Raw genomic sequence first — 21,736 nt, 5'->3', positions numbered from 1 at the left:
GACGTATCCATCGAGCCGTGGTCGGCGTCCTACCTCTCGAACGGGGGATCGTCGTTTCAGCAGGACACGGCCCTGACTCGAACGTAGATTCCATTCATGCCAACCCCGACCGGGGTGGCCTGTCCCAAGGGAGTCCCCATGCGCAGATCCACTCTCGGCACTCTTGCCGCTGCGGGCCTGGTGCTCGGAGGCCTGGCAGTCGCGCCGACCAGCGCCCAGGCCGTCGCCACCGCTGCCGAAGCCGGCGTGATCCCGGGTTCCTACATTGTCGTCCTCGCTGACTCAGCCTCTCCTCGGGCTGTCGCTGCGGAGCACGCCCGGGCCCAGGGCGCCACGGTCGACCACGTCTACCAGTACTCGATCAAGGGCTACTCCGCCCACATGTCCTCGACGGCCGCGGCTCGCATCGCCAAGGACTCGAGGGTCGTCTCGGTCATGGCGGACCGCCAGGTGTCCATCGCCGCACAGACGGTTCCCACCGGGATCCGCCGGATCGACGGCGACCTCAGCTCGACCCGCGCCGGTGACGGCACCGGCTCGGTGAACGTCGACGTGGCCGTCATCGACACCGGCGTCGACATCGACCACCCCGACCTCAACGTCGTGGGCGGCACGAACTGCTCCACCGGCCGCGGCTACGACGACGGCAACGGTCACGGGACCCACGTGGCTGGGACGATCGGTGCCAAGGACGACGCGAACGGCGTGGTCGGCGTGGCCCCCGGCGCCCGGATCTGGGCCGTCCGGGTGCTCAACAACCAGGGCAGCGGCTCGTGGTCGTCGATCATCTGCGGCGTCGACTGGGTGACCGCGAGGGCCGGCACGATCGAGGTGGCCAACATGAGCCTCGGCGGCAGCGGCAGCGAGCCCGCCGGCAGCGGTTGCTCGACCGGCGTCGCCCTGCACGACGCGATCTGCCGCTCGGTCTCCGCGGGCGTCACCTACGCAGTGGCTGCCGGCAACTCCGCAGTCGACGCGAAGGGGGCCGTCCCGGCGGCCTACGACGAGGTCATCACCGTGAGCGCGCTGGCCGACTTCGACGGGGAGCCCGGCGGGCTCGGCGCGGCCACGTGCCGCAGCGACGTCGACGACACCTTCGCGAACTTCTCCAACTACGGCGCTGACGTCGACATCATCGCCCCGGGTGTCTGCATCAACTCGACGTGGAAGGGCGGCGGCTACAACACCATCTCCGGCACGTCGATGGCCTCGCCGCATGTCGCTGGTGCTGCGGCCCTCTACAAGTCGACCCACCCGTCGGCCTCACCGTCCGCGGTGCAGTCGGCGCTGGTGAGCGCGGGCAACCTCAACTGGAACAACACGGACGACAAGGACAAGATCAAGGAGCCCCTCCTCAACGTCGCCGGCTTCTGACCAGAGCCCCCCAACACACTCGAGTGGCCCCGGTATGCACCAGATGTGCATTCCGGGGCCACTCGACGAGTCGGCCTCAGGCTACGGCGAGGACGATGTCTCGCCAGGAGACTCACTGGTCGCCAACGGGGGCCGACTCGAGTGACGTTTGCCCATGGCATTGGCCATGCAGACGGCGAAGAGCGCAAAGAACGGCAACGCCCACAGCACGCCATGACTCGTGGCAGTCGCCGAACCGGCGAGACTCGCGGCAAAGCCAGCGACGAACCACAGCAGACGTCTCACCAGTGCTCCCCTCAGTCCGCGCCAACGTACCGAACCCCGACACCACGCGCCCGCCGACCCAACTCGAGTGGCCCCGGTATGCACAGGCTTGTGCGCACCGGGGCCACTCGACGCCTGACGACATGCCAAGGACTCGCTGGGCGAACGGTGGGCCCCTGGCTCGTCCGGGAGGCCGCGGCGGCTACTGTAGGGAAGCCGTGAGCGCCTCACCCGAGACATCGCGGATGAGGCGCTCCACGCCTGCAGTCAGGCCGAGATCACTTGAGCTTGAAGTCGGCGCTGATGAACGTGCCGTCGTCCGTCGTAAGCCGGACTCTCCAGCAGCTTCCGGCAGGGCCCTTTGGCGTCTGCCAATTTTGGACGAACTGGCCGCTCGTTGAGTCGTAGCGGAGCGCCGTTCCCCCCGTGCTGTACTGCTCGATATCGTCGGTGGGCACTGCTGTGCTGCCACAACCCACCTGTCCGGCCTTGAATGTGTCAACTACGGACACATCCGTGAGTTCGGTCGGCCCGGCGAAGACCTCGAACTTGAGTGGAACAGTTGAGCCGCCCTTCACGATGTTGAGCGCATTCATGTCGACGGGCTGGTAGAAGCGCTCAAGGTTCCAGGCCAAGACCTGGTAGGCGGCGGATGCGCTGGCCGAGTTCCCGGCGAGGTCCGTCGCAGACGCCATGACGGTCGGGCTGCCAACGGCGGTGGAGTAGCCGCTCACCGAGCAGGGGCCTGCGAGGCCGGAGGTGGCGTCACTGGCAGTGCAAGTGGGCGCCGCGGGGACACTCCCGAAGTAGTAGGACCCACCGGCGGCCGGCCCGCCGACGAGGGAAACGCTCGGCGCCGTCGTGTCCCGCTTAATGGTGACCGAGTTGCTGGAGGACCCCCCCGCACTGGTGGCGCTGCAACTGACCACCTGACCTGTGGTGTCTGCGGAAATAGTCGTCGGGGGACAACCCGGGCTAGTGACGGTCGACTCCGAGTCTGTCACCGTCCAGGAAACGGTCACATTCGAGACATACCAGCCGTTGTTACCCAAGGTGCCGGTGATGTTGGGAGTGATGGCAGGCGCAGTGGTATCTGAGGGCAGGCAATCTTCAACAATCGCCGTGACCGTCATTTCATCGTCTTTCGTCAACTCCGAGCCATCTCTGCTCGACGTGCCAGTCGATCGATAAGTGACGCTTCCGGTGAAGGCGCCCGCTGTACTGGGCGTGAGCGTGACATCAGAGATCACGCTGCCGGTCATCGTGTTGTTGGGGGCGGCGGCCCAGGTGACTGGGATCGCAATGGTCCCTGGCGTCCGTACCGAAGCGCTCAAGCCATTCCCAGAGACACCGAGCACCGTCACTGAGGCGGATGTCTCAGCTTTGAAGACACTGGTTGATCCGTAGTTGCCATTGCGCGAGATGGCGACCAGCGCCGTGTCGCTGATGGTGCTTCCCGTGCAGATAGTGCCGAGGTCGAGGCTGCTGGCCGCAACGGGCGTTACTCCGTCGCCGTCAGCCTCTGTGACGTCTGCAACCGCGGCGGTGGTGCCGGCGAACAGGGTGAGGGCCAACGCCCCTACGGAGGCGCGGCGAAGCAATCGGTTTTTCAAGGTGTCCCTCCCCGGGATCGATGGCCCCCGTCCCAATGGGGGCCTGCTGTGACCAAGGTAGGAATCACCTGTCAGTCATGTTCAGCGTTTGGCGTTTAGCGACTGTTCAAATACCTAAACGCCTCGCGGCTCCTCGCCGCTCAGGATCGTGAAGGCGCTCTCACGGTCTTTGACCCGCAGCTTCTTGAGGACGCTGGAGACGTGCACTCGCACGGTCGTGGGGGAGAGGAACAGCCGTGCCGCCACCTCGTCGGTGGACAGGCCTCGGCCGAGGAGTTGCATCACTTCCACTCGCGGGCGCTCAGCCTGTCTGCGGCCGGGGACTTGCGCCCGAGGCGACGCCGCTTCGGCGCGCGGAACTCGTCCAGGATCCTCGACAGCAGGCGGGGTGACAGCGCGCCCTCACCGGCGAGGACCCGCCGCAAGGCATCACCCAAGCCACCGGGGTCGGCGTCCTTGAGCAAGTAGCCAGCCGCACCCGCTCGAAGCGCGTCGAAAAGGTCGTCCTCCTCGGCCGACCGGGTCAGCATGACGACGGCCACCTCCGGGGCAGCCCGCGTGATCGCGCTCGCTGCTTGGATGCCGCTGCCGGGCATGTGGACGTCGAGCAGCGCGACGTCGGGTCGGTGCTCAATCGCCAGGGCTATCGCTTCCTGGGCAGTGGACCCCTCGCCGCACACCACGCACCCATTCGACTCGAGCGACTCTCGGATCAAGCCTCGCGTGCGCGTGTGGTCGTCGGCGATCACCACGCGGATGGTCACCACGTCACCGCCACTGTCGTCCCCTCCCCGATGCTCGAGTGGATGTCGAACGAGCCACCCAAGGCCTGAGCCCGCTCCGACATGCTCTTGAGCCCATACCCTTTGGCGGCGCCGACCATCGAGTGAGGGTCGAAGCCGCGGCCGGCGTCCGATACGGTCAGCTGCCGGAGGCCGCGCTCGCCAGCGCTGAGCCGCAGGGTCACTCGGGCCACGCCCCCGTGCCGGATCGCATTCGACACGGCCTCGCGAGTGATCCGGACCAGCGCGTGGGTGTGCTCCGCGGCGGCCGCAACCGAGTCGTCAAGGTCCACCTCCACCGCAGCGTTGTAGCGCTCGGCCACTTGGCGCGCTGCGCGCTGCAGCAGGACGCTCAAGGGTTCCTCCGGTCCGGACCCGAGGGCGTCGACGGCGGTGCGAGCCTCGTCGAGCGCGCGGTCGCAGGAGGCGAGGATGTCGCCCTTGACCGCAGAATCACCGATCGAGTGAGCCTCCATCCGGATGTAGCCGAGTTCCTGCAGCACGCCGTCGTGGAGTTCCCGGGCGAGCCGGCGGCGGTCCTCGAGGACCGCCGCTCGGGCCTGCGCGGACCAGTACTGCCTGATCTCGCGGCCCGCGCCGAGGTGGAGCACCGAGTAGAAGGCCGTGCGCAGCACGTCACCCGTGTAGAGCCACCCGCTGTCGAGTGAGGGGAAGAGCATGTAGTTGATGCGGGCGAAACCGGCGAGGGCGAAGGCCGGACCGACAACCCGCAACAGGGCATCGCGGTGGCCAGGATTCCGCCGGTCCTCCTGCACTGTGAAAATCACCGAGCCGATGAAGAAGCAGGCAGCCGCCAAGGCGTAGGCGACGAGAAGCACGGGGTGGCCCGTTAGGTGGGGGCGGGTCAGGGCTTCGGCCGTGTGCTCGGTGATCGCGACGGGGAGGACGTCACGGATGCCCCACAACACTGCGAAGGCGAGACCGATAAGGACCCACGGCGCCCACAGCGCACGGCGCGCCCAGCCGGCCGACGCCGATCGGTCGCCGGTGAACGCGGCCAGTCCGAGGAGCAGCGCACCGACGGTCCGCAGTCCCACCGGCAGCCAAACGTCGAAGGTGTCCGGCTGATAGCCCTCGAGCAGCTGAAGGACCAGCGACATCCCCAGGCCGGCGACGGCGAGCAGCAGGAGACCCGATGCCAGGAGCAGGTCCTGCGCGCGGCGGCTGCGCATGAACCGTCCGTAGAGCAGGTAGGCGACCAGCAGCGCGATGCAGGCGTCAGCGGTATCGAGGATCAGGTCGAGAGAGGGGCTCTGGTAGGCGGACCACAAGTACGGCGACCAGATGACCAGCGCGGTGACCACCAACCCGACGAGCCAGCCGCCAGCGGCCAGGGCCGTCGCCGGAGGACCTGGGCGCAAAGGCCAAGCCCCTCGCGACGCCCCTGACCCCTGCATGCAACGGAGTGTAGGTCGCGGGGGTTCCGCGAGTCCCCGGTTTCACCCCCGCCGCCGACCCGTATCAGGTGACGGTGATGAGTCGGGTGGCGCTGGCCGAGCCCATGTACGTCGTCGCCCCTCGGTAGATCCATCGGTAGTCCCGGGTCGACGAGGGCTTGACCGACTTGGAGATGGTGCCGGTGCTCGAGGTCTTCACCGTCCCGACGAGGATCCACGTCGTCGTCCCCCGTCGACGCTGCCAGAGCTCCACCGTGGCGCCACTGACCGCGGAGCCGTTGTCCTTGCGGACGAGCTTGCCCCGGACGTAGACGGTGTATCCGTAGGGAACCGTGGTCCGGCTCGAGCTGACGGAAATCGCGGTGCCCAAATGCCGCACCGTCACGCGGGAGGAGTAGCGGCCGGTCTTGTCCTTGACCCAGATCCCGTAGGTGTATGTCACCCCGGAGGCGAGGCCCTTGACGGAGACTGACGTGCCGGTCCCCGAGTAGACGGCTGTGCCGGAGCTCGGTGACGAGGGCGCGGTGCTGCCGGTGGCCCGGCGGACGATGACGGCCGAGAGGTCCGTGATCCTGGGCAGCTGCCAGGCGATCGTGGCCGACCCGTAGTTTCCCCTCGTCGAGTTGAGCTTGACCGACGGCGGGCTGGTGTTGACCGTGTTGAACGTCGTGCTGAAGGCGTCGCTCATGGTCGCGCCGGCCGAGTCCTTCACGCCCTTGACCGTGATCCGGAACGGTGTGTTGTCCCACAGCGGCAGCGACGGGGTGAGAGTGGCAGTGCGGGTGGCAGCGTCGTAGGAGACGGACGCGGGGATGGTGCCCCCGGTGCGTCCGTAGGTGAGCCGGACGGTCGCACCGGTCACCGTCGCGGGGTCGAGTGCCCGGGCGAACTTCACCCTGGGCCGCGACGTGAGGCTCGCCGCCAGGTGGGCGTCGGCCGGCGCGACATCGGAGACCCAGAGCTTCTCCGTGCCAGGGGTCACCCCACCGGCGTTGCGGAGCAGCCGGATCGACGTGTTGTTCGTGAAGGCCGCATCCAGACGGCCGTTGTCGTCGAAGTCAGCGAGGGTCAGGGCGGAGGTCCCGTAGTGCGACTGGTAAGGCATCCCGGACGTGATCGGGGCATCCAGAGCGGCATCGGCCTTCTGCCGGAGCACGCTGAGCGTCCCCCAGCCGCTGTGGAGCACTGCGACGTCGGTCCGGCCGTCATGCGTGATGTCTCCGGCCTCGATGGGCACGGGGATGTCGGTGACCGGGATCGGCGTCTGCGCCGAGAGGCTGCCGTCGAGCTGCTTGAGCACGCGCACCCGCGCGTCGATGTTGCCGCCGGACGTGACCGTGACGTCGTCCCGTCCGTCTGCGGTCACGTCCGCGACGGTGAGGTCGCTGGCCGGCACGTCGTACGTCTTCGAGACCCATCCCGTCGCCTTGTTGAGGTTGGTGACGAGGATGCCGTCCTGGTTGGTGACGAGGTCAGGTCGTCCATCGCCATCGACGTCGCCGACTCCGAGGCTCCAGGCGCTCGCCGGCGCGACGACGGAGCGGTCGTAGGATCCATCGGCCTGACGATTGAGGAGCGTCTGCTCGGCGGAGTCGTCATAGATGAGGTCGGTGTCGCCGTCGAGGTCGAAGTCTGCTGCCACCACACTCGCGGCGCCCGCAGTCGAGGCGATGAGCTCAGGCGCCGCGAGCGTGCCTTCTGCCTGCTGCCGGAACACCTGCACGCCGATCCCGGTGGGGACGACCACGTCGAGTCGCTCGTCACCGTCGACGTCGGCGAGGACCGCCCCACGGGCCTCGGACCGTTCCGTTGTGGCGTAGGTCATTGCGGCTCCGAAGGTGCCGCTCGCGGTCCCGGGGAAGACCACGAGGTCGTGGGCGGAGGAGTTGTACCACGCCGTCACCGCCGCCACCGCATCCGGGACACCGTCGCCCGTGACGTCGCCGGACGTGACGCTTGCCGCCTCAGCGCCGGCAGCGTGGTCGACGCCGGGCTGGAACAGCTGCGGAGCTGTCGCCGCCACGGTGAGGGAGTACGGCTTGGTGGAGCGTGCGCCGTTCCAGGCGCGCACGGCGATGTAGTAGGTGCCGCTGCCCATGGTGAGGTCGAGTTGCTCCGGCTGGCCCATGGCGCTGGCGTCGACCTTGCCGACGACGCGGAGATCCGAGGTGTAGACCTCGAGCGTCGGGTCGATGTTCTGTGGGTCCCAGACCTCGAAGGGTGCCGGTGTCACGGTGACACTCATGCTCTGCTCGCTCGACGTCGAGGTGTACTTGAACCAGTCCACGTCGCCCTCGAGGGCCAAGGTGCCGGTGGCGCTCCCCGACATGGCGGTCGCCCGTACGGGTACGTCGTTGGGTTCGTTGGTGCCGAGCGACGGCATCGTCAAGTCGCCCTTCGCAGCGGCGCCCACCGCTGCTGCTGCATCGAGAAAGCCGGCACCGTAGTAGGGGTCGATCCCTCGGGGGCCGGCGTCACGAGCGGTGGACTTGATCCGTCGGGCGATCTGGGCCGGGGTGTAGGTCGGGTACTTGGTCCGGACGAGCGCGGCGACGCCGGCAACGAGCGGCGCAGACGACGAGGTGCCGTCGCCCACGAGATACTCCTGGTTGCCGGTGCCCGCACCGACGATGCCCCAGCCGGGCGCAGCGATGTCGACCCAGTCCCCGAAGTTGCTGAAGTCGGTGAGCCGTCCACCTGAGTCCGTGGCCCCGACCGCGAGGACGTTGGGAATGGCGGCCGGGTACATCGGAACGTTGCCGCCCATGTTGCCGACTGCCGCGATGACCAAAGCACCCTTGGCCGTCGCGTGGGCGACTGCCTCGTCGAGGAGCGGGTTGTGCTGCGGCCCGCCGAGCGACACGTTGATGATCTTGGCGCCGTTGTTGGCCGCCCAGACGATTCCCTGGGCGATGTCGGAGTCGTAGCCGCGGCCTTCGGAGTCCAGCACCTTGACGGGAATGACCCGTGAGGTCCAGGCAGCCCCGGCGATTCCCTTGCCGTTGTTGGTGATCGCTGCCGCGATGCTGGCCACCATGGAACCGTGCCCCGCGTCGTCGCTGGCGGCACCGGCGTCGATCGCAGTGTCCGTGATGGCGTTGAAACCGCGGGTGACTCGACCTGTGAGGTCTTCATGCTGCCCGTTGATACCGGAGTCGAGGATGGCGATCGCACTCGTGCTCGAGCCTCTCGACCGGTCCCAGGCCTCCGGGAGGCGAATCGACTTGAGGTAGTCCTGGTCCCCATAGGCAAAGCCGGGGTCGTTGGGCGTCGCGGTCGCCACTCGCACGTAGTCGAGGGTCACCGCTGCGATCGCGGGGTCATGCTGGAGGCGGGCGGCCAGGTCGATGGCTCGGCCCTTCCCCCGCACGACGACGAAACTGGTGCCCTCGACCCTGCCGACCGCCCGGGCGTCCCGCCGCTTCAAGGCGCGGTCCCGGGCGGCCTGGTCGGCCCGGCCGGCGAACTTCACGAGCACGCGGTGCGGGTCGTGGTCGGGCCGGGCGCCCTTGGGACCGCGCGCGGTGAACGGTGCGCGTTGGGTCGCCAGCCCGTCAGTCGAGCTCACCGGCGCGCGCGTCGTCGAGGACGCGGCTTGGGTGGGGGTGGCGACGGTCGCGATGGAGGCGACGAGCGCAAGGGTCAGGACAGCCGCCGGCTGACGACGAAGACGCATGGTGGTGTACCCCTGTCGGAAAGTGGCGTCAGTATTCCAGAGGGTGGCGACACCAGCCACTCGAGGGTCCGGTCCGGATGGGGCGGCGTGTCAAGCGTGCTCGGGAGGAGCGGGAGAGCAGTTCTGCTGGGACGAGCTCAGCGGCATACGGGATGGTGGTGCCCCGGTCAGCGGGACTTCAGCCAGCCGACGAGCTCGTCCGAGACGACCTCGGGAGCCTCCTCGGTCAGGAAGTGGCCGGCGCGCGGGATCGTCACCGACCGGAAGTCACCCGGCACATAGCGCGCAGACCCACGGATCGAGTTGACGAGGACGCAGCCGTCGTCAGCGCCGTGCAGCTCGAGCACCGGCACGTCGATGGTGTGGCGGATGCGCCGCATGAAGAACGGCCCGTCCGGGCGCAGCTGCGACCGGCCGAGCCAGCGGTAGTGCTCGGCAGCCGAGTGGGCCACGAAGGGGATCATCATGCCGTCGCCGTAGCGCGCGATGTCCTCCGCCGTGGGAAACGCACCCCCGGGCGCGGACCAGTCGCGCAGCAACCCGGCGACGTAGTCGTGCGACTGGCCCATGGCGCGCTCCGGCCCGAACGGCCGCTGCAACGCGACGATCCACCCCGAGGCGGTGCGCTGCCTCCGGTTGAGCCACGACGCTCGACGCATGACGCGCGGGTGCGGCATCGACAGCGACGCGACGGCGTTCGTCACGTCGGGGCGCAGCACCGGCATCGACCAGGCGATCCAGCCGCCGAGCCCTTGGCCGATGATCGTCGCGTCGCTCTCGCCGAGGGCGCGGATCACCGATGCGGCGTCGAGCGTCGACATGTAGGTGTCGTAGCCGCGTGGCGGCTTGTCGGAGCCGCCGTAGCCGCGCAGGTCCATGGCGGCGACGCGGTACCCCGCCTCGGCGAGCGCCGTCATCTGATGTCGCCACGTGTACCAGAACTGCGGGAACCCGTGGAGCATCAGGACCAGCGGTCCCTCCCCGAGCTCAGCGATGTGGAAACGTGCGCCGTTGGCGGCGACGTAGCGGTGCTGCCAGGGCCCGTCGATCTCGACGAAGGCAGCGTCGACCGGCATGAGTGGAGGGTAGCGGGCGGATCAGGTGTTGCGCGTCGTGTCGAGGGAGCCGTCGCGGGCTGCGGGCGTTGCGGCCGGGAGGGTGGCGGTGACCGGTCGGTCCCACTCGGGCCGGGGGCCCGGCGCCATGGAACCGGGGTTGGCGGTGGCCGCCTTGAGCGCGGCGACGGTCTGCTGGGCCTCGGCGACGGCCTTCTTCGGAGTCGGCTCGACGGTCTTCATCTTCCGGATGCCGACCATCGCGAGGATGCCGGCGATGAGCAGCATGAGGACGGTGATGATCAGGTAGGCGGCCCAACGGGGGAGCCAGATGTCGAGGACCTCGACGAGGGTGGTGAAGATGAAGTACACCGAGTAGAAGCCGATGATGGCGGCACCGGCGAGGAGCCCGCCGCCCTTGCCGGCCTTCTTCAGCTGGCCTGACACCTCCGCCTTGGCCAGGGCGATCTCCCCGCGGACCAGCGTCGACATGTCCTGCGTCGCGGATGCGACCAGCTGCCCGAGCGTCCGCTCCTGCCGGGGGTCCGTGCTCATCGGCTCACTCCTCCACGTGATCGGCTGCGCGCGAAGCGCTTGCTGTTGCCACCCTACTGTGCTGCCTGTAGGGGCGCTCCGGGCGGCGCGCGTGCGGCCGCCCGTGGGGATCCATACCCACATCCGGCCGTATGCCGCTGAGCTCGCCCCGCGGACGAGCCCCCTCCGGCGCCTCCCGCGCTCTGCAGGCGCCTGCTACCGGCGGGTGAACCTGCCGACGAGGGTCGCCGCGGCGAGGGTGTGAGGTCGGGCCGCCGCCATGAACTCGTCCAGGGTGGCGCCGTCGCGAACGCTGAGGCCCGCGAGGTCGAGGGCGTAGAGGGTGAACTCGTAGTCGTGCGTCCCCGACGGCGGAAAGGGTCCCGCGTAGGGGCGGACCTGTCGGCTGCCCTCGGGCAGCCCTCGGGACGCGGCGCCCTCCATCAGCGTCGTCGTCGTGGCCGGGATGTCGCAGACCATCCAGTGGACGTAGCCCTTGGCCACCGGGTGCCAGTCCACGACGGTGAGCGCGAAGGACCTCGTGCCGGCGGGCTCGTCGGACCAGGTCAGGTGCGGGGAGATGTTCTGCCCCCGCTTGCCGCACTTCTGCGGGATCTCCTCGGACGCGGCGAACGTGGACGACGTCAGCTTCATGCGCACCCCTCCCCGCCGGGTGATCCGGCCCGATCGGCGGTTGGCATCATCCTGCCACCGCGGGGTGGCTCGGTCACGAGATCGAGCGCATGGCGTGAGCTGTGGTGACAGCGGCGAAGGGGCGCAGGCCCAGTCGGGCCCAGGCCCGCTGGACCCGGACGTTGTGCGCCTGGGTGGAGATGATGACCCGCGCACACGACCGGTGCGTCGCCGCCCGGTCGACCGCCGCGAAGAGGTGGCTGTACCACCCCTTCGACTGGTGCTCCGAGACGATCCCGGCGAGCAGGACCTCGAGGTCCCGTCCGGTCGAGTCCTGCGCCAGGGTGGCGATCCCGACGGCATCGCCCTCGTGGGTGAGGATGATGACGTCCTCGGGGTTGCGGGTCAGCGCGGACGTCGCCCACTCGACGTAGCCCTGCAGGGCGAGCCCGGCATCGAGGGCGGGATTGGCGAGGTAGTGGTTGCCGTAGGAGGAGAACGAGTCCTCGACGACCTCGACGACCGCCGCCCGGGGATCACCGTCGTAGTCGGCGGCGCTCACGGACGCGAGGTGCTCGGGTCGCTCCGCCGACGCGACGGCATCCTGGACCCGGCCGACCGAGGCCTCCCAGTACATCAGCGTGTCGGCCGGGATGACCGCGCGGCCGCTGCGGGCCGCCGCCGCGCCGAGGCTGAGATCGTGGCTCGGCCAGCGCACGATCAGCAGGTCCTCGGAGGCGTCGCGCAGCGCCTGGGTGAGGTCCTGTCCCACACCGTGGGCGCCCCACCCGACCGTGACGCGAGCGACCGACAACCCGAACCGGCGGCTCTCGGCCTCGCTCGGGCTGTGGGAGACGCCGTCTCCGGCGAGGCTCTCCCAGCTCACCGCGAGCCTGGCCGGTAGGCGGTCGCGACCGAGACGACGCGATCCACATCAGCCTCGGTGAGGTTGGCGTGCAACGGGAGTCGGACGAGACGGTGCGCTCGGTCCCCGGCGACGTCGCAGGGGAAGGGAGTCCGGCCGAGCTGCTTGCCGGCGGGGGAGTCGTGGAGCGGCTGGTAGTGGAACGGCGCGACGATCTCCTCGGCGGCGAGGCCGGCGATGAACGCCTGCTGGTCGGCGCGGGTCGGCAGCAGCAGGTAGTAGAGGTGGGCAGGATGCTGACGACGCTCGGGCACGGTCATCAACGTCACCCCGTGCTCGGTGGCCCAGTCCCGCAGCCCGGCGGCGTAGCCATCCCACACGGCGTGCCGCTTCTGCTGGATCTCGGTGTAGCAGTCGAACTGCGCCATGAGGACGGCCGACTGCAGCTCGCTCGGCAGGAACGAGGACCCCTGGTCGACCCACGTGTACTTGTCCACCTGGCCCCGCAGGAACAGGGAGCGGTTGGTGCCCTTCTCCCGCACGATCTCCGCGCGCTCCAGCAGCTCGGGGTCGTTGATGAGCAGGGCGCCACCCTCGCCGCACGTGAAGTTCTTCGTGTCGTGCCAGCTCTGCGCGCCGAAGGTGCCGAACGTGCCGAGGTGCCGGCCGTCGTAGTAGGCGCCGATGCCGTGGGCGTTGTCCTCGACGATGGCGAGATCGTGGGCGGCAGCGAGCTCGGTCAGGCGGTCGAGGTCAGCCGCGACGCCGCCGTAGTGGACGACGAAGATGGCTCGGGTGCGCTCGGTGACGGCGGCCGCGGCGGCCTCGACGTCGAGGTTGAGCGTCTCGGGGACGACATCGACGAAGACGGGCGTCGCTCCCCGCAGGGCGATGGCCGTCGCGGTGGAGGGGAAGGTGAAGGTGGGGACGATGACCTCGTCGCCCGGGCCGAGGTCGAGCACGACAGCGGCCAGCTCGAGCGCGTGCGTCCCGCTGGTGGTCAGCAGGGCCGATGGGGCGCCGGTCAGCTCGGTGAGCCAGGTGGTGGCGCGCTTGGTGAACTCGCCGTCACCGTGCCAGACCGTCGACGCGAGCACCTCCGCCAGGTAGGACTCCTCGTGGCCGGCGCGATAGGGCTTGGAGAACATGATCTGACGCACGCCGCGTAGCATCCCACGCACGCGGCTGGTTAGCCTAACCCCCGTGAACCCCCGGCTCCTGACGTCGACCCTGCGCTGGACGCACCAGCCGGCGCGCTACCTCGTCGTCGCCGGGATGACCAGTCTGACGTATCTCGGGCTCGTCGGCGGTGGCCTGCGACTGGGCCTGCACTACATCGTGGCGATCCTCGTGGCGCAGGTCCTCACCATCTCGTTCGCCTTCCCCGCCTACCGGCACTGGGTCTTCGCCCCGGGTGCGCGCTGGACGACGGACTTCGCCCGGTTCCTGTCGGTGTGGTCCACCGGCGCCGTCGCCGGCCTGATCATGACACCGCTGCTCGTCGAGCTCGCCGGGTGGCAGCCGATGTGGGCCCAGGTGTTCGCCCTGGTGGTCGTGTCGGTCGGCTCCTACCTCAGCCACCGGTTCTTCACGTTCCGCCCGGGCTCGCCCCGCGAGTCCCCCGAGTCCCCCGAGGGCGAAGAGTAGGCATACTGGCCGCGTGAAGGTGTCGGTCGTCATCCCCTGTTACCGGTCACGCGCCACGCTTCCCGACCTGGTGCGGCGGCTGCATGAGAGCCTCCCGGCCGTCGTCGAGGCCTTCGAGGTCATCCTCGTCGTGGACGGGTCCCCGGACGACACGTATGCCGTCGCGCGCCGGCTGGAGCGCCAGCACACCGAGACGATGCGCACCGTGCTCCTGCGACGTAACTACGGGCAGCACAACGCACTCCTCGCCGGCATCATGCGGGCACGCCACGAGGTCATCATCACGATGGACGACGACCTGCAGCACCGGCCCGAGGAGGTCGGAGCACTGGTCGACGCGTTGGCCGATCCCCTCGTCGACCTCGCCTACGGGGTGCCGATCGAGGAGGAGCACGGGATCACCCGCTCCTTCGCGTCGCGGATCGTCAAGACCGGACTGGCCGCCTCCGGGGTCCCGAACGCCAAGGACGTGAGCGCGCTCAGGGCCTTCCGCACCGACCTGCGCGACGGCTTCGCGCACGTCGCCGACCCCTTCGCCTCGCTCGACGTGCTCCTCAGCTGGACCACCAACGCCGTCCGCCGCGTCACCGTCCGCATGGACAACCGGGCCTCCGGCCGCTCGAACTACTCGCTCAGGGGCCTGATCCGGCACGCCATGAACATGGTCACCGGCTACGGGACTGCTCCGTTGAAGCTCGTCACGTGGATGGGCCTGGCCACCTCCGTCCTCGGCTTCGCCCTCCTCGTCTCCGTCCTGGCCCGCTTCTGGATGGGCGCAGTGGAGGTCGCGGGCTTCACGACCCTCGCCTCCATGCTCGCGATCCTGAGCGGTGCGCTCATGCTGTCCATCGGGATCCTCGGTGAGTACATCGGACGGCTGCACTTCCGCTCCATGCAGAAGCCGACCTTCCTGGTCAAGGAGGACAGCCACCCCGACTCGGTGTGGCAGGCCGGCACGGGTGTCGTCCCGCCGGGGCGGTCCACCCTGACCCCGGACGAGGTGGCGGCAGCGCTCGAGGAGTACTACCGCTCCCAGACGTAACCCGTCACTCGCGGCAGGGCATACCTGCTCGTCCCGCACGATCGTCGAGCTCGACGATCGTGACACGGGATAGAGCAGACGGCGCCCTGGTGATTCCTCCAGTGTGGTGGGAATTTGGGGCAAACCGGAGGCACCTGGTCGCCCGGCCCGTTAGCCTGCAACTTCTTTGATGTACGGCTGGCTCTGCCCGGCACGAACCGCGTGAGTATGAGGTACGGATGTCGGCGCCACCAAGCCTGATGACACGATCGGGTCTCGTTGAGGTCGTGCAACGGTCGCGGGTTCCGCTCCTTGTCTATGCAGGTATTTCCGTGGTCACGGGAGCGTTTCTCGCGCTCGGCGGTTGGCACCAGTCAGTGCTGCCAGGGGATGACGCGCGGTCCACGGGCTGGCTGCCTCTCCAGGTCGTCGACCGATACTTCGGGGTGGTCTCGAACTGGGATGGTCGGTGGTACCGATCCATAGCTGAAGGCGGCTACCCCGAGACCCTCCCACGTAGTCCCAATGGCACGGTGCAGGAAAACGCCTGGGCGTTCTGGCCGTTGTATCCAGCCATTGTGCGACTGGTCATGCAGACGTCCACCATCTCCTTTGAGGCAAGTGCCTGGCTCGTGAGCGTCACATGCGCCGCGCTCGCGATGGTCGTTCTATACCGACTGGTGCTTCCCACTTTGGGGCAATGGGGAGCCGCCGCCGTCGTGGCCTGCGTCATGTCTTTTCCCAGCTCCCCGATTCTCCAGATTGCCTACCCTGAGGGACTGGCCCTCCTGCTGGTCGTCCTCGCGTTGCAGGCGCTCCGTGACCATCGATATGGGCTCGTTTGCCTCTTTGCCCTCGCGTTGGGCCTGACCAGGCCGGTTTCAATCCCGCTCGCCGTCGTGGGCCTGATACACGGCTTCAGCCGTTGGCGGCGGGCCGGCCGTGGCGAAGAGGCATTCACCTCTCGGGAGCTGTGGGTGGTGCTGCTCACATCGGCGACGTGCATTGCGGCCTTTGCGCTATGGCCATTGACCGCGGACCTCGTCGTGGGCGAACGAAACGTCTATCTCAAGACTCTTTCTGCTTGGTCGGTCAACAATCAGGACAGTGCGGGCGTCCTGGGTGGCTGGGTCCACGACATCATGAGGCTCACCCCTCTGGGTTGGGTGGCCATCGCGGCGATGCTCTGGGTCCTCTACTTGGTGTTGCGGAACGGCTCTGACCGGTGGCCCCTCGAAATCAGAGGGTGGGGGATCGCCTACACGACCTATATTCTCGTTGCCACGCGGCCCAGCCCGAGCGTCCTTCGATACCTGCTTTTGGCTGTGATCGTGGCTGTGCCATTTCCGGAGGTTCTCTCGGGCATCCGAGGTGGCAAGGCGCGACTTCACGCCTTCGTATTCGTTGCGGCGATTGTCGGCTTTGGCCTGCTGGCCCAGTATCTCTGGGTGGCGAATGTTCTAACGATCCGCGGATCTCCGCTGGATCAGACGTACCCATGATCGGTTGGGCTTGTATTTGGGGGGGCGTGAACCGTGTCCGGGAGTGAAGGCGACAAGGTCTCAGCCCTCACTCGGGCCGACCGGACTCCTCGTACACGTCGGGAATGCCGTCCCGATCCGAGTCGCGCTGCTCCTGCTCGTGGATCCGTCGGTAGACGCGGTTGCGGAGCCGTAGGACGACGGCCGCGAGCAGTGAGGCGATCAGGCTGCCGAAGAGGATCGCGAACTTCACGTGGTCGTCCCGGTCTGACCCCAGCCCGAAGGCGAGGTCGCCGATGAGCAGGCTGACGGTGAAGCCGACCCCCGCCAGCATCGAGAGGCCGAGCACATCCGTCCAGGCGAGTCCCCTGTCGAGCTCGGCACGGGTGAACCGCGACATCGCCCACGTGCTGCCGAAGATGCCGATCGGCTTGCCGAGCACGAGCCCTACGATGACGCCGAGGGCCGCGGGGTCGGACAGCGCCGCGGAGAAACCGCCGCCGATGACGGTGACGCCGGCCGCGAAGAACGCAAAGATGGGCACCGCGAACCCGGCGGAGAACGGGCGGATCTTGTGCTCGATCCGCTCGGCGAGCGAGTGCTGGTCTGGGTCGTCCTCGATCGCCCGGTTCACCGGCACGAGGAGACCGAGCAGCACACCGGCGACGGTCGCGTGAATGCCGCTGGCATGCACGAAACCCCACGCGAGAAGACCCGGGACGGCGAGGACGAACGGGTTGGTGATCTTGCGCTGCAGCAGGAACCGCCAGGCGGCGAGCGGGACGATCGCTGCGGCGAGCCACAGGAGATTGAGCGACTGCGTGTAGAAGATCGCGATGATCGTGATCGCGATGAGGTCGTCGACGACCGCCAACGTCAGCAGGAAGGACCGGAGGGCGCTGGGCAGGTGGGTGCCGATGACAGCCAGGACGGCGAGGGCGAACGCGATGTCCGTGGCGGTCGGGATCGCCCAACCACGGAGTATGCCGCTGAGCTGGGTCGCGTCGTCACCGCTCGCCATCAGCGTGGCCGTGATGACGAACAAGATCGCGGGTACTGCGACACCGGCGGCTGCGGCGACGATGGGCAGCGCCGCCTTGCGGCGGTCCGCGAGATCTCCCGCGACGAACTCGCGCTTCAGCTCAATGCCCGCGACGAGGAAGAAGACCGCGAGGAGCCCGTCGGCCGCCCACTGACCCAACGAGAGGTCAAGGTGCAGCGAGTGCGGGCCGACGGTCGTGTCCCGCAACGTCGAGTAGGCATCCCGCCATGGCGAGTTCGCCCAGACGATCGCGGCCACCGCAGCGATGAGCAGGAGCGTGCCTCCGACCGTCTCCTGGCGGAGGATGTCTGCAACGTAACGGCTCTCACGCCAGGATCCACGTGCAAGGATCCGGCCGGTGGGGCGGGGCGGAAGTGTCATGTCGTCCTCTGGGGCAGATGGGTCATCGGACGCCGACCAGACTTCCCGGCACACCAGCGGCTCACGCATCGTCGGAAGCCGCAGTCATTCTAGCGGCGGGGGACTGCGTGAGCCCGTCCCGTGTTCACGGCGCAGGTCCAAAGGAGCCTGCAGGGGCGGATAGGCACAATGAACCGGGCACCAATGCCCTCCCACTCTGCGGTCGGACGTCGCTCGGTGGATGGGGACACCGACGCGGAGGCGAACCCTGAGCCAGATGCCATTTGGTCCGTTCTGCCCCAGCGTCTACGACTCCCATGGCATCCTCGCACCCGTGATCCTTGACGAGGCGACGATCGCCAAGGCAGCCGATGAGGGTCGGCGGCGTCGGGCCGAAACGTTGAACCTGGTGATCCTTCTGGGCACGGTGGTGGCGGTAGTGCTCATGCTGTTGAGCTTCCGTAGGACTGTCGATGACGACCTCTGGCTACACCTACGCATCGGCGACGAAATCCGAGACGGTGAGCGATTTGGCGGCGCCGACCCGCTGACCGTCTTGGCTGATCGGCCTTACGTTCCGAGTCAGTGGCTGGCGGAGGTAATCGCCAGCATTTCCTATGACTTGACGGGCCTCGCAGGTATACACGTGCTGAGGCTCGTTGCTGTATCGCTCGTGGCCGTGGCGATCTACAGCACGTCGCGGAGCTTGATCCCCCCCGTAAAGGCCGCCGTGGTGACCCTTCCGGCGCTCTTCGCGACGTCAGCGGCCTGGGCGGAGCGGCCGCAGCTCGTGGGCCTGGGACTGCATGCCCTCGCACTCCTGATCTGGCTTCGCGCTTGGCGCGATGGAACCGTCCCATGGCTGATCGTGCCCATCACGTGGTTGTGGGCCTGCATACACGGAACTTGGGCGGTCGGCATCGCCACCGGGCTGGTGATGACGGTGGCGATCGCGCTGGACAGAAGGCACCGACCCCGAAGGACGCGCCTATTGATGGTGACGCTGGCGTCCATGGTGGCCGTGGGATCAACTCCCTTGGGTCCCGCGCTTCTCCTTGAACCTCTGAGCGTGAGTACCGCCGCTCGCCAGTCGGTCAACGAATGGCAGCCGCCTTCCCTGACGAATCCGCTGCTTCTGGTTGTCGTAGCCATGGGACTTATCTCGATCCTTGCCTTGGTCAGACGGCGAGTCTTGACTTGGGCAAGTGTTGCGCTGCTGGCTCTGGGCGCAGGCCTCGCCGTGTACTCGGTACGAACAATCGCTTTCGGGGCGGTCCTGATGGGGAGTGCGCTGGCTGCGGCTCTGTTCGTTGGCAAGGCTGCCCCCGGCGCGCGAAGCCACCCTGAAAACTGGCTGTGGCCCATCACTACAACGGTCATCGTGTTAGGGGGACTGATCTGGGGTTCTCCAGAGCCAGAGATCACCGACGCGTCACTTCGCTCGCATATCGACCGGCTTCCCGCCGGAACCAAGATAGCCGTCCAGCCGGATGTCTCCGGGTGGGTCCTGTTTCACCAACCTGAGTTGCGTCCGCTGCGGGACTTGCGCGCGGAGGTCTACTCCGCGACCGCCGTCGATACCTTTGAACACATCTGGTCCGCAGACGTTGGTTGGGAGCGAAGGCTGGCAGCGCTTGACGTTCACGTCGTGTTGGTGCGTTCGGCTGACCCGCTGGCTCGTGCACTGCCCGAAAGCGCGCTGCGCCGCGTCGCCGTAGGCAACGACTACGAACTCTGGGTCGATGCCACCTGGACGGGGGCGGCGACAGTATGAGCCTGAGGCTAGGGACACCCCGTTTCGAGCGATGTCCTGCCGACGCCGTGTGGGCAATCGGATCAGCTGCGATTTCGCTAGCCGTCGCGGTCTGGGTGCTCGACCTTTTCCAGTGGACTCCCGGCACACCGTTGAGCCTTGAGGGAGATGGCACCTTCGTGGCCATGCAACTGCGAGATCTCCACGACCATGGCTGGTACTGGCAGAATGACGATCTCGGATTCCCGTTCGGCCAGAATGGTTCGCTCTTCCCCGAGCTGAACGTACTCCACATGGCCCTCGTGAAGGTGCTGGGTCTCTTCTTCGGCGATCCGTACACCCCCGGTGTTGTCTACTTCGTGGCGGGGTTTCCCCTCGCAGCTGCCGCGATGTTTGCGCTCGCTCGTTCTCAGGGCATTGCCCGATCTGCGGCGATGGTGGTGGGAATCCTGTTTGCTGCAGCACCGGGCCATCAGGAGCGATTCGGCCAGCTGTGGCTCGCCGCGTACTGGACGGTGCCGTTAGGGATCTGGCTAGTCCTGCGCATCATGGGATCGACACGAAAAATGGCGGTGAAATCACCCGGCCAACGCGTCGTTGACCGAGACGCTGCGCTCATGGGACTGGCCGCCGTGACCGTAGGCCTGAGCGGCGTCTACTACGTGGCCTTCACGCTGATCCTGCTCGTGTTGGCCACCGTAGTGCGGCGCCTCTCAGGAGCGGCCAAAGACTGGCTACCGGGAATCGCCGTCATGGGGCTCGTGACGGTCACGGCTTTGGTTCCGCTGGTGGTGGCCCGTGTTGGATCGCGTTCCTCAGCAATGACGGGAGCGCCAGCAACTATGCGCTCCCCTGCAGAGTCCGAGCTCTTTGCAGGAAAAGCCATGGACCTCCTCCTTCCTTGGGAAGGGCACCGAATCGAGTTCCTTTCCTACCTCACTTCTGCTTACAAGGCAGTACAGCCGAGCACGGTCGAGACCGCTGCCTTGGGAGTCGTGTCTGTGGCTGGCTGCGTCGTCTTGCTCGTGGTGGCTTTCCAAGCTCTGGCCACTCTCCGACTGCCCCCAACACAAGTGCGCCGGTGGGTGCTATTGGCCGGCGCTTCATTTGCGTTCTACACGATCGGTGGGCTTGGATCCTTCGTTGCGATCTTTTTCACGCCACAGGTTCGCACTTGGTCCCGGCTGTCGCTCTACATCCTGCTGTTCGCATTGTTGGCTGTGGGGTGGGGCCTCACGCGCCTCCTACGTAATGCCCGCCCCTACGTAGGAGTGCTCGTGTGCTTGGCAGTGCTGATGGTCGGCGTGCTCGACCAGACGAACTCATCGCGCGCTCCTGATCATCACCGGCTCGCCGCCGAACTACAGGAAGCGCGCACGTACGCCTCGTCGATTCAGGGTGCCGTGGGTGAGGAGTGCGGGGTCTTCCAGCTCCCGGTCGTTAGCTTCCCCGAGTCCGCTGGGACTCCCCGGATGAATGGCTATGACCAGCTGATCCCCTATCTGGCCTCGCGCGGGCTGAAATGGAGCTCCGGAGCCATGCGAGGCACGTCAGATTCCGAATGGCAGTTGGCCGCCGACTTGAATGACGTCGACAAATGGACATCGGATCTTCGGGCCGCTGGGTTCTGCGCCGTTGAGGTCAATTTGAACGGTTTCGCGGAAGGTCGCGACCCCCGTTGGGCACTTGAAGCCGAGCTTGGGTCCCCCGTTGCGCAGGGCGCGGATGGTGCGCTGCTCGCCTACCGACTGCCAGAGTCGCCCGCCTTCAACCGCAACATCCTCGATGCCGTGGTCGTCTCCCTTGCCGCCCACGAGATCCGTGTGGTTGAGGGCATTCCCCAACAATGGGTCGGTCCGCGCGCGACAATCCGTGCTGTGAACCTGAGCAGCCGCAACGCCCGCGTGACCCTCACGATGCGGTACCGGAGCTTGGGGGAGGGCCCCCGGCAGGTAGCCCTCACTGGAGAGCACGGTCAGATCCTCGAGAGCTTCACCACGCATGACGCGGAAGAACGCACCCTCCGTTTCGCCATGCTGGCACGTCCTGGTACGAGTGAGGTCGAGCTCCGGCTCTCGGGAGAACCGACGCAGCTGCGCGACTCGCGACGGAGTGTCTTCGGTGAGGTCTCGGCGCTCGAGGTCGAAGGTCCATCTGACATGCGGGTCGTAAGCCTGCAAAGCCAAGTCGCAGCGGGGGTTGTGGTGCCGTGACCGAA

The 21,736-nt window shown here is 67.6% G+C and carries 17 protein-coding genes; 6 read left to right on the top strand and 11 right to left on the bottom strand.

Going from position 1 to position 21,736, the window contains the following annotated elements:
- Positions 1 to 138 precede the first annotated feature (138 nt).
- Complete coding sequence (locus ABWV20_RS16980) at positions 139 to 1,374, top strand: S8 family peptidase (RefSeq protein WP_353357226.1); 1,236 nt, start codon at positions 139 to 141, stop codon at positions 1,372 to 1,374.
- 542 nt (positions 1,375 to 1,916) lie between these two features.
- On the opposite strand, the gene ABWV20_RS16975 is transcribed toward ABWV20_RS16980, so the two are convergent.
- The 10 genes from ABWV20_RS16975 to rffA form a co-directional block, all read right to left on the bottom strand.
- Positions 1,917 to 3,212: a PxKF domain-containing protein gene (locus ABWV20_RS16975; RefSeq protein WP_353357224.1), complete on the bottom strand. Its 1,296-nt coding sequence runs from the start codon at positions 3,210 to 3,212 to the stop codon at positions 1,917 to 1,919.
- Positions 3,213 to 3,365: 153 nt separating this feature from the next.
- Positions 3,366 to 3,533, bottom strand: a complete 168-nt coding sequence (locus ABWV20_RS16970; RefSeq protein ID WP_353357222.1) for a response regulator transcription factor — start codon at positions 3,531 to 3,533, stop codon at positions 3,366 to 3,368.
- On the bottom strand, positions 3,533 to 4,015 hold the full coding sequence (locus ABWV20_RS16965) for a response regulator (protein WP_353357220.1): 483 nt from the start codon (positions 4,013 to 4,015) through the stop codon (positions 3,533 to 3,535). The genes ABWV20_RS16970 and ABWV20_RS16965 overlap by 1 nt, the downstream gene beginning before the upstream one ends.
- Positions 4,012 to 5,415: a sensor histidine kinase gene (locus ABWV20_RS16960; RefSeq protein WP_353357218.1), complete on the bottom strand. Its 1,404-nt coding sequence runs from the start codon at positions 5,413 to 5,415 to the stop codon at positions 4,012 to 4,014. Before ABWV20_RS16960 ends, ABWV20_RS16965 begins: the two co-directional genes overlap by 4 nt.
- 100 nt (positions 5,416 to 5,515) lie before the next feature.
- The gene (locus ABWV20_RS16955; RefSeq protein WP_353357216.1) at positions 5,516 to 9,127 is read right to left on the bottom strand and encodes a S8 family serine peptidase; all 3,612 of its coding nucleotides are present in this window, start codon (positions 9,125 to 9,127) and stop codon (positions 5,516 to 5,518) included.
- A 167-nt stretch (positions 9,128 to 9,294) separates the two neighbouring features.
- Positions 9,295 to 10,203, bottom strand: a complete 909-nt coding sequence (locus ABWV20_RS16950; RefSeq protein WP_353357214.1) for an alpha/beta fold hydrolase — start codon at positions 10,201 to 10,203, stop codon at positions 9,295 to 9,297.
- 21 nt (positions 10,204 to 10,224) lie between these two features.
- Positions 10,225 to 10,737 carry a phage holin family protein gene (locus ABWV20_RS16945; RefSeq protein ID WP_353357212.1) on the bottom strand — a complete coding sequence of 171 codons (513 nt, stop codon included), beginning with the start codon at positions 10,735 to 10,737 and terminating at the stop codon, positions 10,225 to 10,227.
- Between the two features lie 195 nt (positions 10,738 to 10,932).
- Positions 10,933 to 11,370, bottom strand: coding sequence for a YbhB/YbcL family Raf kinase inhibitor-like protein (locus tag ABWV20_RS16940; RefSeq protein ID WP_353357210.1), 438 nt, complete (start codon positions 11,368 to 11,370; stop codon positions 10,933 to 10,935).
- 73 nt (positions 11,371 to 11,443) lie between these two features.
- The gene (locus ABWV20_RS16935; RefSeq protein WP_353357208.1) at positions 11,444 to 12,235 is read right to left on the bottom strand and encodes a GNAT family N-acetyltransferase; all 792 of its coding nucleotides are present in this window, start codon (positions 12,233 to 12,235) and stop codon (positions 11,444 to 11,446) included.
- Complete coding sequence (gene rffA, locus ABWV20_RS16930; protein ID WP_353357206.1) at positions 12,232 to 13,374, bottom strand: dTDP-4-amino-4,6-dideoxygalactose transaminase; 1,143 nt, start codon at positions 13,372 to 13,374, stop codon at positions 12,232 to 12,234. The genes ABWV20_RS16935 and rffA overlap by 4 nt, the downstream gene beginning before the upstream one ends.
- Positions 13,375 to 13,417: 43 nt before the next feature.
- On the opposite strand from rffA, the gene ABWV20_RS16925 reads away from it, so the two are divergent.
- The 3 genes from ABWV20_RS16925 to ABWV20_RS16915 all read left to right on the top strand — a co-directional run bounded on the left by ABWV20_RS16925 (position 13,418) and on the right by ABWV20_RS16915 (position 16,384).
- Complete coding sequence (locus tag ABWV20_RS16925; protein WP_353357204.1) at positions 13,418 to 13,861, top strand: GtrA family protein; 444 nt, start codon at positions 13,418 to 13,420, stop codon at positions 13,859 to 13,861.
- 13 nt (positions 13,862 to 13,874) lie between these two features.
- Complete coding sequence (locus ABWV20_RS16920; RefSeq protein WP_353357202.1) at positions 13,875 to 14,903, top strand: glycosyltransferase; 1,029 nt, start codon at positions 13,875 to 13,877, stop codon at positions 14,901 to 14,903.
- Between the two features lie 311 nt (positions 14,904 to 15,214).
- Positions 15,215 to 16,384: a hypothetical protein gene (locus tag ABWV20_RS16915; RefSeq protein WP_353357200.1), complete on the top strand. Its 1,170-nt coding sequence runs from the start codon at positions 15,215 to 15,217 to the stop codon at positions 16,382 to 16,384.
- A gap of 67 nt (positions 16,385 to 16,451) precedes the next feature.
- On the opposite strand, the gene nhaA is transcribed toward ABWV20_RS16915, so the two are convergent.
- Positions 16,452 to 17,786 (bottom strand): Na+/H+ antiporter NhaA, encoded by a 1,335-nt coding sequence (nhaA, locus tag ABWV20_RS16910; RefSeq protein WP_353357198.1) that lies wholly within the window; start codon positions 17,784 to 17,786, stop codon positions 16,452 to 16,454.
- Positions 17,787 to 18,099: 313 nt separating this feature from the next.
- Here nhaA and ABWV20_RS16905 point away from each other — a divergent pair, with 313 nt between their 5' ends.
- Together ABWV20_RS16905 and ABWV20_RS16900 are read left to right on the top strand one after the other, a co-directional pair.
- Positions 18,100 to 19,539 carry a hypothetical protein gene (locus ABWV20_RS16905; protein WP_353357196.1) on the top strand — a complete coding sequence of 480 codons (1,440 nt, stop codon included), beginning with the start codon at positions 18,100 to 18,102 and terminating at the stop codon, positions 19,537 to 19,539.
- Between the two features lie 158 nt (positions 19,540 to 19,697).
- A complete protein-coding gene (locus ABWV20_RS16900) occupies positions 19,698 to 21,731 on the top strand; it encodes a hypothetical protein (RefSeq protein WP_353357194.1) in 2,034 nt (677 codons plus the stop codon).
- Positions 21,732 to 21,736 lie beyond the last annotated feature (5 nt).

It is taken from the genome of Intrasporangium sp. DVR (genome assembly GCF_040365325.1).
Lineage (GTDB): Bacteria > Actinomycetota > Actinomycetes > Actinomycetales > Dermatophilaceae > Intrasporangium.
The sequence above is the reverse complement of the archived record's forward strand: the minus strand, read 5'-3'. Positions and strand labels throughout refer to the sequence as shown.